The sequence below is a fragment of the Frankia sp. RB5 genome, assembly GCF_059816245.1.
In genome coordinates this window covers 1-13,818 of the sequence record NZ_JCBATA010000029.1, presented here as the reverse complement: position 1 = coordinate 13,818, position 13,818 = coordinate 1, and the positions used below count along the sequence as shown (strand labels likewise).

Annotated in this window: 10 protein-coding genes; 2 read left to right on the top strand and 8 right to left on the bottom strand. The window is 73.7% G+C overall.

The window, feature by feature from the left end; all coding sequences use genetic code 11:
• Positions 1 to 18: 18 nt before the first annotated feature.
• The 8 genes from AC6EXY_RS16980 to eccD all read right to left on the bottom strand — a co-directional run bounded on the left by AC6EXY_RS16980 (position 19) and on the right by eccD (position 8,012).
• The gene (locus AC6EXY_RS16980) at positions 19 to 348 is read right to left on the bottom strand and encodes a hypothetical protein (RefSeq protein WP_499817562.1); all 330 of its coding nucleotides are present in this window, start codon (positions 346 to 348) and stop codon (positions 19 to 21) included.
• On the bottom strand, positions 345 to 788 hold the full coding sequence (locus AC6EXY_RS16975; protein WP_101830363.1) for a YbaB/EbfC family nucleoid-associated protein: 444 nt from the start codon (positions 786 to 788) through the stop codon (positions 345 to 347). The genes AC6EXY_RS16980 and AC6EXY_RS16975 overlap by 4 nt, the downstream gene beginning before the upstream one ends.
• Before the next feature lie 58 nt (positions 789 to 846).
• The gene (locus tag AC6EXY_RS16970; protein ID WP_499817561.1) at positions 847 to 3,903 is read right to left on the bottom strand and encodes a hypothetical protein; all 3,057 of its coding nucleotides are present in this window, start codon (positions 3,901 to 3,903) and stop codon (positions 847 to 849) included.
• A 2-nt stretch (positions 3,904 to 3,905) separates the two neighbouring features.
• A complete protein-coding gene (locus tag AC6EXY_RS16965; protein ID WP_101830361.1) occupies positions 3,906 to 4,313 on the bottom strand; it encodes a hypothetical protein in 408 nt (135 codons plus the stop codon).
• A gap of 231 nt (positions 4,314 to 4,544) precedes the next feature.
• Positions 4,545 to 4,841 (bottom strand): WXG100 family type VII secretion target, encoded by a 297-nt coding sequence (locus AC6EXY_RS16960; RefSeq protein ID WP_101830360.1) that lies wholly within the window; start codon positions 4,839 to 4,841, stop codon positions 4,545 to 4,547.
• A 37-nt stretch (positions 4,842 to 4,878) separates the two neighbouring features.
• Positions 4,879 to 5,193, bottom strand: a complete 315-nt coding sequence (locus tag AC6EXY_RS16955; protein WP_101830359.1) for a WXG100 family type VII secretion target — start codon at positions 5,191 to 5,193, stop codon at positions 4,879 to 4,881.
• 70 nt (positions 5,194 to 5,263) lie between these two features.
• Entirely contained in the window at positions 5,264 to 6,598 is a 1,335-nt protein-coding gene (gene eccB / locus AC6EXY_RS16950) for a type VII secretion protein EccB (protein ID WP_499817560.1), read from the bottom strand.
• Between the two features lies 1 nt (position 6,599).
• Positions 6,600 to 8,012: a type VII secretion integral membrane protein EccD gene (eccD, locus tag AC6EXY_RS16945; RefSeq protein WP_101830357.1), complete on the bottom strand. Its 1,413-nt coding sequence runs from the start codon at positions 8,010 to 8,012 to the stop codon at positions 6,600 to 6,602.
• A 99-nt stretch (positions 8,013 to 8,111) separates the two neighbouring features.
• Between eccD and eccCa the strand changes: the two genes are divergently transcribed.
• Together eccCa and AC6EXY_RS16935 are read left to right on the top strand one after the other, a co-directional pair.
• Positions 8,112 to 12,200, top strand: coding sequence for a type VII secretion protein EccCa (gene eccCa / locus AC6EXY_RS16940; RefSeq protein ID WP_499817559.1), 4,089 nt, complete (start codon positions 8,112 to 8,114; stop codon positions 12,198 to 12,200).
• A 217-nt stretch (positions 12,201 to 12,417) separates the two neighbouring features.
• Positions 12,418 to 13,611: a sensor histidine kinase gene (locus tag AC6EXY_RS16935; RefSeq protein WP_499817558.1), complete on the top strand. Its 1,194-nt coding sequence runs from the start codon at positions 12,418 to 12,420 to the stop codon at positions 13,609 to 13,611.
• Positions 13,612 to 13,818 lie beyond the last annotated feature (207 nt).

Genomic DNA, 13,818 nt, shown 5'->3' with positions numbered 1-13,818 from the left:
AGGCCCGGTGGCGTTCGCTCAGTGGCGGCTGCCCGAGTCCCAGCCGGCGCTCTGCGCCGCCGCCGACTCGGTCTGGTCGCCGATGCGGCGCACCGCGTCCAGGCGGTCGCCCTGCAGCCCGACCGCCTGGCCCAGCGCGCCGTACACCTTCCCGAACGAGTCCATGATCTGGGTGAAGGTGGCCTTGGCGATCAGGGTGGCCTCGTCCTTGGCGTCCCCGGCGAAGTCCGTGGTGGCGGCCTGGTGCAGCAGCTTCCCGACGGTGACCAGATGGTCCTGGAAGGCGTGGACCGCCGGGACTCTCGCGGCGATCGCGTCACCGTCCTGCGTGATCTCCTGGCCGCTCATCGCCAGACGCCGTCCCCGTCGGGCGGGGCCACCGGCTTGCCGCTGTCGGGCTGGTTGCGGGTGAACATGCCGGCGAGTTCCTCGACGAGTTCGTCGACGGACGCGACCTCGCCGAGCCGGCCAACGGGGGACGGCAGGTCGACCATGAGCTCGCGCATCCCCGCCAGCGCCTTCGCCCGCGCGCCCAGCCGGGCCTGCTCGATCGTCTTGACCAGCAGGTCGGCGAGCTCGGCGGGGGCGAGGTCGCGGTAGCCGTCGCCGCGGAAGCGCAGCTCCCGGACGTCCCCCTGGGCTCCGACCGTCACCGACAGCAGCCGGTTGCGATCGCTCGCCTCGAAGGTGACCGCGGCGCCCTCGGTGCGGATCCGGCTGGTGATCTCCTCGGTGCGGGCGAGCTCCGCGAGCGCGGCTTCCATCAGGCTGTCGTCGAACAGCGTCATGCTGGTTCTCTCCTCTCGTCGCCTCAGGTGTCGTCACGGTGGGTTCGGCGGATGCTCGCTACCGGCCGCGGCGGGTGCGGTCGCGCGCGGGTGGCCGCGGCACGACGATCGGTGGCTGGGCCGTCTCGGGCTCGTCGGGTGTCGGCGCGTCGGAGCGGCCGACGACGGCGGGGGCGCACTCGGGGTCGGTGCCCCAGACCTCCTCGTCCTCGGTCAGCCACGTGTTGCGCTGCCGTTCGCGGCCCTGTCCCTGGCCGGGCGCGCCGCCCATGCCGCCCATGGGCATGAACGGCATGCCGCCCCCGGACGCGGCACCCGCGACACCGGACGAGCCGGGTCCACCGAGTGCTGACGATCCGGGCAGGCCGGCCGCGCCCGCCGCCCCCGCCGTTGCGGCCCCCACCGTGCCGAGTCTGGTGAGGGCGCCGAGGTCGGCGCCGCTCGACGGCAGGACGCCCGCGGTGCCGACCATGCCGCCTCCGCCACCGCCCACACCGGGCACGGCCCGCACGACCGGCTGGCGGATGTCGCCGAGCTGCACGCCTGTGCCGCCGGTTCCCGGCAGGCCGCTCGGGGAGTTGACGTTGAGGCCGTCGATGGTGGTCGGGAACGCGGTGCTCGGCACCGATGTGCCCGCCAGGTCGGGCAGTCCCGTGGTACCCGAACCCCCGGCCCCGACCGACGTGCCCAGACCCGATGTGTCCAGGCCCGAGGCGCCCAGGCCGCTGGTAAGGCCGGCGCCGGCGGACTGCGTGCCGGCGGGGCTGAGCAGGCCGGCCTGGTTGAGGGCGGCGGTCTGCTCGGGGGTGAGGGGGATCGAGTCGAGCATGCCCGTCCTGCCGAGGTCGGCGAGCTGGGCGGGGCTGAGGTCGCCGAGGGAGTTGAGGCCGTCGGCGCTGGGGCCGAGCAGGCCGTCCTGGCGCAGTTGGTCCAGCTGGGCGCCGGTGACGGGGACGTTGTTCAGCGCGCCGGACGAGTCGAGGGCAGCAAGCTGCGCCGGACTCAGGTCACCGAGCGTGTTGACCGCGCCGCTCGTCGGCCCGAGCAGGCCGGCCTGGCTCAGGGTGTTCAGGTCCCCCTGGGACAGCGGGACGTTGTTCAGCAGCCCGTCGCGTTGCAGGGTGGCCAGTTGCTCAGGGCTCAGGTCACCCAGGGTGCTGCCCGGCTGGGCAGCGAGCCCGGCGTCACGCAGTGCCGCGGCCTGTTCGTCGGTCAGCGGAATCTGGCTGAGGGCGCCGGAGTCCTTCAGAGCGCTGAGCTGCTGGGGGCTGAGCTGGCCCAGGTTCGTCGGCGTGCTCCCGCCGCCGAGGCCTCCCAGGCCGGACGTGCCCAGGCCGCCGTCCCCGAGGCCGTTCACGCCTGAGCCGCTCGCACCCGAGCCCCCAGGGGTCGCCGCCAGCGTGGTGAAGGCGGGCAGGCCACCGCCGTCGACTCCCCCACCGCCGTCGACACCACCACCGGGGGTGCCGGTCCCGTTCAGGCCGCCGAGGCCATCAACGCCTCCCCCGCTACCCGGGACGTTGTCGCTGTTCAGGCCGTTACCGAAGTCACCCCCCAGACCGTTCAGACCGTTACCGATCCCGTTCAGGCCGTTCCCGAAGTCACCCCCCAGACCGTTCAGACCGTTACCGATCCCGTTCAGGCCGTTCCCGAAGTCACCCCCCAGACCGTTCAGACCGTTGCCGAGACCGTTCAGGCCGTTACCAATGCCATTGAAACCATTCCCGATCCCGTTCAGGCCGTTCCCGATGCCGTTGAAACCGTTCCCGATGCCGTTGAAGCCGTTACCGATCTCGTTGAGGATGTTGTTGATGTCATTGTTGCCGTTGCCGCCGGCGAGGCTGGGGTCGTTGTACGGCCGGGGCGGGGGCGGCGGGGGCATCTTTGCCAGTTTCATCGCCGCGGCGGCGTCCGTGAACGCTGTGATGAGCGTTCCGGCCGCGGCCAGGGACGGCGCGAACGCCTTCTGCACGTTGTTCGCCCACTGCGTGCGCACCGCCTGGTCGACCACAAGCCAGGACGGCTGGCGCAGCACGGCGAAGTCGCCCGTCACGCCGCTCCACTCCGGGAAGCGGATGTACATCTCCCGCCAGACATCGTCGGCGGCGTCATACCCGAGGTCGCCGCGGATCCGGCCGGTCTCCCACAGGCCGCCCGAATGGTTGCGGTTGGGATCCGTACCGTAGCTGTCGAACACCGTCGACCCGTTGAACATCGCGACGATGAGGTTGAACGGATGCACCCAGACCCCGCGCGGCCCGGGCAGGGCGGCGCGGCTCTCGCCGGGCAGGGGCTCGCCCATCCAGAACGCGTTGTCCCCTTGCAGGGCTCTGACGAAATTCCCCGCGGCCGTCACGGCCTTGTCCAGCGGCCCCTTCCAGCCCGCGGCCGCCTCGAGCACGCCCTTCATGCCACTCTCGGCGGCCACGACGCGGTCCCGAAACGCCTGCGCGGCCGAACCCTGGAACGCCGCCGCCTTCGTGTCGATGCCCGCGACGTCGCCGTCGAGACTCTTCAGCACACCACCTGTCCACGTGCCGATGCCCTGCAGCGCCTGGTTGACGCCGTCCAACGTGTCCGGGTCGAACGCGTGACCGGGCCCGACCAGGCCGTTCACGATGGCGCCCGCGGCATTCGTCCATGCCGAGCCGACTGCCATGAGCGGATTGGTCGCCGCCGTGGAGGTGGTCGACCCGGACTGCTGGTTCGGATCGGAGGAGTTGCGGTCGTCGTCGCCGGAATCGGTCTTCGCTCCGACCCAGAGGGTCAGCCACTCGTAGTTACTGCCCCAGTCGTTGGTCATCCAACGCCAGAAGGTCAGCGCGCCCTTCTTGAAGGCGGGCTTCGCGCTGCCGCTGGTCGCGTAGTGCTCGTGGCGCTCGTCGGGAATGAGCCACAGCGGCGCGGCGGCGGAGAGGACGGTGTCCGGGCGCAACTGCGGGTCGATGCTGCCGCCGGTGTAGCCGGAGCTCTGCCCGCCGTTGCCGTTGCCATTCCCGTTGCCGTTCGTCGAGCCGCCGCTCGTGGAGCCACCGCTGTTCACCACGCCGCCGGTGGTGCCGAGGGTGTAGCCGAGGACGGTCTGCAGCACGTCCTCGATCTTGTCGGTCGCCACCGTCAGCTCCCGCTGCCGCTACTGCTGCCGCTTCCCGGCGTGGTCGTGCTCGTGGGAATGTATGATTCGAACTCCTCCGCCGTCATCTTGTTCAGCGGCTCGATGTGGTTGGTGTCCGCCAGCAGGTACTCCAGGCCCCAGCGCAGGTTCGACGCGTTGGTATAGGTGTCGCCGATGCGGCCGGTGAGGTTCTGGCGTATCTTCTCCAGATCCTTGGCGAGGCTCACGGCCGCGGCGAAGTCGGCACCGCCGAGACGCAGCGGGAACTGCTCGTCCAGGTTGAGCCGTGAGCCCGGGCTGTTTCCCCACTTGTAGGTGCTCATCCGGGTGTCGATGTCGTCGAGCAGGGTCGCGTACTCCGTCTTCAGCCTCGTCAGCGTCGCTTCGTCGATGACGATGTTCTCGGCCATTGGGCACTCTCCTGTCGTCCGGCGTGCGGGGGACGGTCTCGCGGGGTGCGGGCGGATTCGCGGGCGCGGCGGACTCGGCCGCCCGAGGCCGACCCCGGGCGGCCCGTGGGTGGAGGGGAGCCACGCGGGCCGCCGGGGCCGGGCGGACGGCCGGCGCGTCGGCGGCGGGGACCACCATCGACGCGCCGGCCGTGGTCTCGGACCGTCTGGAGTCCGAGAGGGGCAGAGGTCTCAGATGAGCTGGCCGAAGACGTTCGCCCCGCGGTTGTCGCCGAGGACGTACTCGTTGTGGATCTCCTCAAGGCGCTGCTTGCCCAGGGCGAGGGCGGCGTTCATGTCCACCTGGCCCTTGTTCCACTGCTGCTGGGCCAGGGTGTAGTTCGCCGGCGCCTGCCCCTCGTTGGCGGTGATGAAGGCGTTCACCTTCTGGGTGAGTGTGCTCAGGGACTGCTCGAGCTGCGTGTTGACGAAGGCGAGCTCGGCGGCGGTGTCGAGGGCGCCGTTCGGGTTGAAGTTGTAGGTCGCCATGTCGGTCTGCTCCTTACGGGAGGGGAGAGCGCCGGGCTCAGGTGAGGCCGGTGGCCCAGTTGGAGCCGAGCATCGCGGTGTTGTCCTCGGTGCTGGTCGTGATCTTGGCGTAGCTGGCCATGGACTCGTTGAGCAGGTTCAGCGCGGCCTTCACCTCGTTGAAGCCCTGCTGCCAGGCGCCGATCGCCTCCTGGTACTTGGCCGCCGCGACACCGCCCCACTGCGAGCGCAGGGCCGAGGCCGCGGTGTCGATCGTCCCTTGGATCTTGACGCACTCGTCCTGGCACTCGTCGAACGCCAGGATCATGGCGACGGTGCTGGCTTCATCGGAAACAAGCAGTGGGTCGGCCATCTGCGGTGCCCTCCTTCAGGGTTGTCGGGTCGGATGCGCGGGGCGGGGTCGGGTCTGGAGCGGCCGGGGTTCACCCGGCCTTCGGGGTGTCCAGGGGTGGTCCGGACGGCAGCAGCCCCGCGAGCCGGGCCGGCACGACGGTCGTCTGCTCGGCCTGGTAGCCGAGCGCCGTCAGCGCGTCGCTCGTGATCGGGTAGCGAAGGCCGGCGCCGTCGACGAGTGCCACCTGCTGGTCGCGCGCCGCGACGTCGGCCCGCGCGACCAGCAGCGCGCCACCGCCGGGACGCACGGCGACGCTGACGCCGCCGGCCGCGGGAGTTCCCGTCACCGTGGGCGGGGCCGCGAGGACGGGGGTGAGGGTGCTGTCGTCCGGGTGGCTGGCGGTCTCCAGGCAGACCGCCTCGCCGGGGGCTGGCAGGCGCAGCGGCGGCGGGCTGGCGGGCAGCGGATCGTCTGCCGCGGACCGGGCCGAGCGGGGGGTGCTGGCGAGCTCCGCCGCGGTGATGGGCTGTTCGGGGGTGCCCGCCGCCTCCCCCTCGGCGAGGGCGGCGCGGGTCGCGCTCAGCGGGGTGAGCCCGTCGGGGAGCAGCTGGTAGTGCACGGCGCCGCGCCCGCCGGGCCCGGGTGCGGTGAACACCTGGCCGACGGTGGCGGGCCGGTCGCCGACGGTGGGACCCGGGCTGCCGCGGCCGGCCACGTCCAGCGGGGCGAGGTCCGGCCCGGCGGGAACGAGGTCGAGCCAGGCCCGCGGAACGGCCACCGGCACGGTGTCGCCGTAGCCGAGCACGTCGGCGGCCCACGGCCGGGCCAGCGCGAGGCGCCGGCGCTCCCACAGCAGATAGGTGCGGTCGCCGTCGGTGACGAGCGTGCCGTGCCCGCTGTCGAGCCGGCGCCCGGGCACCGCCGGGACGGCGCCGATCTGCAGGCGGACCGCGTCGGCGGCGGTGGAGCCGGCGCAGGCGCGCCACACGCCGGCGTTCAGGCCGGCGCCGGGTAGCAGGTCAGGTGCGCCGGCGATGCCGACGGGCGCGCCGCGCGGCAGCCGGGCCAGTTTCGACCCGCCGATGCTCACTGGGTCGACGGCGCCGCCGGTGACCAGACGTGCCGAGGCGACGTTGCGCACCGGGCGCAGCTCACCGCCGACCAGCAGGAACCGGCTGCCGGTGGAACTGTCGACGAGGAGCTTGCCGGGCTGGCGCCACGCCGTCGACCCGCCGGGGAACAGCAGCGCCCAGATCGCGATGCCGGCCAGCATCAGCAGCGCGGCGAGGATGCCGGCCACCAGGCCGCGGCGGTCGCGGCGGGTGGGCAGCTCGAGTGCGTCCGGCTCGGCGCGCACCAGGGCGCTGGTCAGCCGGCCCAGCAGGTATCTCTGGGCGTCGACCTGGTCGCGGCGGGACTGCATGTCAGCCCACCCGCGATCGGACGAGGGTGATCCCACCCAGCAGGCAGACCAGCAGCGGGATGGCCAGCACGAGGGTTCCGACGTGCGCCCAGTCGCCGATGCGACCCCAGATCGGCGTCAACCGCCGCCGCGGCAGGAGGTGCGCGCCGAGGCCGGCGGCTCCCGCGAGCAGCAGCGTGACGGCGACCGCCACGCCGAGCCCCGGACCGCCCGCCCGGGACCGCCAGGTGACCGCGACGAGCAGCGCGAGCGTCCCGGCGAGCGCGGGCAGGCCGAGGGCGGCGCGGTGCCAGGCGCTCGTCATCGGCCGCAGCGACAGCAGCTGGGCGAGCGCGACGAGGAGGACGAGGAGGGCGGGGATGCGACCGGGTGCCGTGGCGAGCAGTGACAGCGTGGCGGCGGTGACCAGTCCGCAGGCGAGGTGCAGCGCGGTCATGTGCCGGTCGGCGGCGGCGGTGCGGGCAAGCACTTCCGGGCCGGGTTCCGGGTCGATGTCGTCCTGCAGCTCGTCCGGTTCGATTGGCAGCGGCGGCAGCGCCATCCCGGCGAGCTTGAACGCGGTGATCGGCACCAGGGGTCGCGCCGCCGCGGTCGCCAGCGCCAGCACCGCGCCGGTGTCGGACCAGCCGAGGCCGGCGCCGGCGGCGAGGCCGTAGGCGGCGCCGGTCGCCACAGCGAGGGTGGCGAGTGCCGTGGCGACCGGCGCGAGGACGGTGCGCCGATCCGCGACGGCGGCGAGCATCGGCAGGCCGACGACGATGGTCACGGCGGCGCCGACGAGCAGCAGCGCGGCCACCGACGGCACTCTGCCGGTGCCGGATGGCGTGAGCAGGGCGAGCTCCACCGCCTCGACGGCGAAGGCCACCCCGGCGCAGGCGAGCAGCGTGCCCAGCAGCCGGTCACGCAGGATCATCCCGGTGGCCAGCGCCGCCCCCAGGACCAGCACGGCCGCGCCGGCCGCGACCGGCATGCCCGGGTGCCCCGGCCCCCGCAACGGCGGCATCGCCAGCGCCGCCAGCAGCGTCAACGCCATGACCAGGGCGCCGGCGGCGCGGTTCGTCCGTGTCCGCCACACCCCGGCCCGCGCGCGCATGCCGGTGGCGACGCCGTCGATGAGGTCGTCGAAGTCCAGCGGGGGAATCTGGTCGGAGCGGGGGCGCAGGTGCACGGCGTCGCCGTCGAGCAGGTTGTGGTCGGCGACGGAGAGGTCCTCGTCCAGGGGCGCCTCGCCGAGGCGCTGCACCACCCAGCCGCTGTGCTCCAGCCCGCGGTCGGCGAGGTCGGGGCCAAGGCCGCGCAGCATCGCGGGCATCAGGTCGGCCAGCGGCACATGGGTGGGAACGGACAGGTCGATGCGGCTCGTCGGCCCGACGACGAGGAGCCGGCACACCTGCGCCGTGCTGCTGCCTGCCATGCCTCCCGCACGCGAGGGGCCTCGACTACCGTTCACGCACGTGACCCAGGTCACAGAACATGCGGAAACCGCGGCGCGCGCCGGGCGCGTGTAAGCGACATGACCACGGTCCCGTTCCGCCGGCCCGCCCGCCGCACCGGCCCGGAGATGCCGCACGGGGACATCACGCTGCAGGAGCCGCCGGTCGTTGCCGAGGTGACCGGCGGCGGGATGCGCACGCTGATGATGGTCATCCCGGCGCTGCTCATGTCCGGCGGGATGATGTTCTACTTCGTCGGCGGCTCGTCCCACGCCGGCCCGATGGGGCTGATCATGATGGCGATGATGGGCCTGGGCATGGCCGGGATGGGCGCCGGGCAGGCACTGACCCAGTCGAGCACGCGGCGCGACAAGGTGGGCGGGGAACGCCGGGACTACCTGCGCTACCTGTCCCAGACCCGGCGCCAGGTACGCCGCTACGCGGAGAAGCAGCGCGACGCGCTCGCCTGGCGCCATCCCGACCCTGAGTCGCTGTGGTCGCTGGTGCTCACCAGCCGGCTGTGGGAACGCCGGCCCAGCCACCCGGACTTCGGGGAGGTCCGGGTCGGCACCGGCACGCAGCGCCTCGCCGTGCGGATCACACCCCTGCAGACCAGCCCGGTCGAGGACCTCGAACCCGTGTCCGCGAAGGCGCTGCGACGCTTCACCCGCGCCTACACCACCATTCCCCACCAGCCGGTGGCCCTGTACATCCGAGGGTTCGCGCACATTCGCCTCGACGGCGACCGGGCGGCGGCGCTCGGGTTCGCCCGGGCGCTGCTCGCCCAGCTCGTCGCCTTCCACGCCCCGGACGAGTTGCGGATCGCCGTGTCCGCCGCGGCACCACGGCGCGCCGAGTGGTCGTGGGTCAAGTGGCTGCCGCACGCCCAGCATTCCGCCGACGCGGACGCCGCGGGGCCGGTGCGCCTGGTCGGGGAGTCCCTGGAGGAGGTCGAACGACTGCTCGGGCGCGACTTCGGGGAGCGGGCCCGGTTCGAGACCGGCACGGCGCCGTCGCGAGCCGAACCGTTCGTCATCGTCGTGAACGACGGCGGGCGCATCCAGCCCGGCTCGCGCTTCCTCGTGTCCGGCTACCGCAACGCCGTCCTCGTCGACTTCGACGCGCACGACGGCGGCAACGCCCGCCAGCGGCTGCGCCTGGACATCACCGGCGTCGACGTCCACTCGGTGGAGCACGACCGGGTCGGCCGCGAGGTGCGCACCCACCTGGCCGCGCCGGACCGGCTCTCGGCCGTGCGGGTCACCGCGCTCGCCCGCCTGCTCGCCCGCCACAGCGCCGGGGTGAGCGGCGAGCAGGTCGCCGACGGGCTGGCCGCGGACCTCGACCTGCCGCAGCTGCTCGGCCTCGGCGACCTGGAACGCTTCGACCCCCGCCCCGGCTGGGTCGCCCGCGCGGCCGGCGAGCGGCTGCGGGTGCCGATCGGCGTGGCCGCCGATGGCTCCCCCATCGAGCTGGACATCAAGGAGTCCGCCGAGGACGGCATGGGCCCGCACGGCATGCTCATCGGCGCCACCGGCTCCGGCAAGAGCGAGCTGCTGCGCACCCTCGTGCTGGCGCTCGCGGCGACGCACTCGTCGGAGACGCTCAACTTCGTGCTCGTCGACTTCAAGGGCGGCGCGACCTTCGCCGGCCTCGACCGGCTGCCGCACGTGTCCGCGACGATCACCAACCTGGCCGACGAGGCGGCGCTGGTGGACCGGATGCGCGACGCGCTGCGCGGCGAGCTCGTCCGCCGCCAGGAGCTGCTGCGCGCCGCCGGCGGCTTCAGCTCGGTGCGTGACTACGAGCAGGCCCGGGTGGCGGGCGCCGCGCTCGACCCGCTGCCGACGCTGTTCGTGGTCGTCGACGAGTTCAGCGAGCTGATCGCCGCGCACACCGACTTCATCGAGCTGTTCGTGATGATCGGACGCCTCGGCCGGTCGCTGGCCGTGCACCTGCTGCTCGCCTCGCAGCGCCTCGACGACGGCCGCATCCACCAGCTGGAGGGGCACCTGTCCTACCGGATCAGCCTGCGCACGTTCTCCGCGATGGAGTCGCGCTCGGTCATCGGCGTGCCCGACGCCTACGAGCTGCCGGGCGCGCCCGGCAACGGCTACCTGCGCTCCGACGTCGCGACGATCACCCGGTTCAAGGCCGCGTACGTGTCCGGACCTTACCGGCTGCGCTCGACCCGGATCCGCCAGGAGGTCATCTCCAGCCAGGTGCTGCCCTACGACACGGCTCCCGCGCCCCTGCCCTCGACCGCCCCGCCCGGCCCCGACGGCACGAGCGGCGCCAGCGAGGACGCGGCCGGCTCCGGTGCGGGCTCGGGCGGCGCCACCGATGGCACCGAGGACCACCGGGACGATCCGGAGGAGACGTCCAGCACGGTGATGGAGGTGCTCGTCGGCCGGCTGGTCGGTCAGGGACCGCCGGCGCACCGGGTGTGGCTGCCGCCGCTGGACCAGGCGCCGCCACTCGACGAGGTGCTGCCGCCGCTGCTGCCGGACCCCGAGCATGGCCTGCGCCCCCTCGGCGTCGGCACCGAGGGCGGGTCGGGCGCCGGCGGCTGGCTGCGCACCCCCATCGGCGTCATCGACAAACCGTTCGAGCAGGTGCGGGACCTGCTCGTGCTCGACTTCGGCGGCGGGGGTGGGCATCTGGGCATCGCCGGTGGGCCGCAGAGCGGCAAGAGCACGCTGCTGCGGACCGTCATCGCCGGCCTCGCGCTCACCCACTCGCCGCGCGAGGCGCAGTTCTACTGCCTTGACTTCGGCGGCGGCTCGCTGGCGAGCATCGCCGACCTGCCGCACGTCGGCGGCGTCACCGGCCGGCACGACCCGGACCGGGTAGGGCGGACCGTCGCGGAGCTGCTCGGCGTGCTGCGGGAGAGGGAACGCCGGTTCGCCGAGCTCGGGGTCGCCGGGATGGCGGCCTACCGGGAGGCCGTCGCCGCCGGCCACGCGCCGCCCGACGAGTTCGGCGAGCTGTTCCTCGCCGTCGACGGCTGGTTCGTCCTGCGCCAGGAGTTCGACGCGGTCGAGGAGGCCGCCCGCGAGATCGCCGCGCGCGGCCTGAACTACGGGATTCACCTGCTGCTCACCGCCGGCCGCTGGTCGGAGGTGCACCACACGATGCGCGACAAGCTGGGCAGCCGCCTGGAGCTGCGCCTGGGCGACCCGGTGGAGTCCGGCATCGACCTGCGGGCGGCCGCCGCCGTGCCGAAGCTGCCCGGCCGCGGACTGACCGACGCCAAGCTGCACTTCATCGCCGCGCTGCCCCGCATCGACGGGGCGTCCCGCATCGACGACCTCGCCCACGGCACGCGCCACCTCGTCGACTCCGTGGTCGACTGCTGGCCTGGGCCGCGGGTGCGCGCGGTACGCACGCTGCCCGCGGTGCTGCCCGCCGAGCAGCTGCCGGCGCCGCCCGCCGACGGCGAGCTGCGGGTGGCCCTCGGCGTCGACGAGCACCGGCTCGAACCCGTCTGGCACGACTTCGCCAGCCAGGCCCACCTGACCATGCTCGGCGACGACGAGAGCGGCAAGACCAACCTGCTGCGCCTGATGGCCCGGGCCATCATCACGCGCTACACCCCGGCGCAGGCCCGGATCATGGCCGTCGACTACCGGCGTGGCCTGTTCGACGAGGTGCCCGACGCCTACCGGCTCGGCTACTCCGTCTCCCCCGACAGCACGAAGGCCACCGCCCGCGACGCGGCCGCCGGTCTCACCCCGCGCCTGCCCGGCCCCGACATCACCCCCGCGCGGCTGCGTCGGCGGGACTGGTGGAGCGGACCGCTGCTGTTCGTCCTCGTCGACGACTACGACCTGCTCACCGGGCACGACAACCCGCTCGCCGGGCTCGTGCCGCTGCTGCCGCAGGGCGGCGACATCGGCCTGCACGTCATCGTCGCCCGCGCGGCCGCCGGCCTGATGCGGATGTCGATGGACCCGCTGCTGCGCCGGATGCAGGAGCTCAACACCCCCGACATCGCCCTGTCCTGCCCGCGCGGGGAGGGGCCGCTGCTCGGCGGCGTCAAACCGCGCGACCTGCCCCCCGGCCGGGCGCTGCTGTGCACGCGGCGCGGCAGCCGCCTCATCCAGACCGGCTACGTCACGCCCGCACCCGCCGAGGAGGAGACGGCAGATCCGGCAGATCGCCGATAGCACCAGGCCCCACCAGCCACGCTTGACCATGGCCTGACCGTAGGTGGGGCAGACCGGACTGTCGAACATGCGTTCGCAGACTGTGGATGGTCCACGCGGACCTGTGGACGACCTGCGCCACGTCCCACGCCGGGAGTGCCGGAACCGCTGCGCGGTACCGCCGGAGTCGGGCAGTCTGTCCGGTGTGCGTGCGCTCGATCCGGTAGATCGGCAGGGAATGCCGCTGTCCGACCTGGCGCCGGCCAGGCCGGTGGAGGAGGACCTGCCCGGGGGTGTCCTGCGGGTGGCGGCGGCGCTGCCCGCGACCGGGCCGCGCGCGGGCGACCTGCGGCCGGTGGCAGCGTGGATCGGCGAGCGGATCGCAGCGATGCGGGTCGCGATCGAGGTCAGCGACCCGATCTGTCCGCGCGAGCACCTCTGGATGGCCCCCGGCGCGCCTCCCCGCCCAGAGCTCGCGACCGTCAGGCGGCCCGTGTACCGGCACGGCGACGAGGTCGCCCAGCTCGCGGTGACCCTGCCGGCCGTGTGGCTGCCGACGGCGGCCGGACCCGCTGCGGCCGGGCCCACGGCGGTCGCGGGTCCGGCGGTCAGGTCATGCGCGGTGGAGGCGACCGACGCGGCAGGGACAGCCGGGGCGACGGACGCGTCCGCCACGGCGGCAAAGGCCTTCGCGGCGGCGGAGGCATCGGTGGCGGCGCTGGCGGCGGTGCTCGGCGTCGTCGTGACCACCGCGTCGGCGCGCGCGGCGGCTCGCGCCGCCCGCGGCCACGCTCAGGAGACGCTCGCGACCATCGCCGACACCCGCTACCGGGCCGCGTCCAGGATGGAGAGCGAACGCCACGCCCTCGAGCGCGACCTGCACGACGGCGCCCAGCTCCACCTGGTCTCGCTGCAGTTCGCGGCGGCCGTCGTCGAGCACACGCTGGCCAGTGGTGAAGCCGACGAGAACACCCTGCCGGACGCGCTCGCCGACCTCGAATCCCGGCTGGACCGCACCCACCAGCTGCTCGTCGAGACCGCTGCCGGGATCACCCCCGGACCGCTGCGCGACGGCGGGCTGGCCGCCGCGCTCGCCCTGAGCTTCCGCGAGGCCCACGACGTCACCCTGCGCATCGCCCCAGCGGTGCGGGCCCGCCGCTACCCGCCGATCGTCGAGAGCACCGTCTACCTGACCTGCCTGGAGGCGGTGAGCAACGCGCAGAAGCACGCCGCCGGCGCACCCGTCACCGTCACCGTCCTCGGGACCTACCACGGGCTGTCCTTCGAGATCACCGACGCGGGCCCGGGCCTGGACGCCGCGACAACGGGCCTGGCCGGCCTGCGGGCCCGGCTCGCCGCGATCGGCGGCACCCTGCGGGTCACCTCCGCGCCGGGAACCGGTACCCACGTCGCCGCGACCGTCCCCCTCTGACGCGACGTCCCCTGCGACCCGACGGTCCCCCTCTAACGCGACGGTCCCCCGTGACGGGATGCCCCCTGTGACGGTTTGGCCCGTTGCATGAGAGCGCTGGATAGCGCTGTTCATGCCGCCTCACCTTTCGGTGGGGCACCCCGGGTCTGACCGGCCGTGGCCGTGCCCGGTTCCCGCTTCACAGCCACCCGCCCGCTCGCGCGGGTC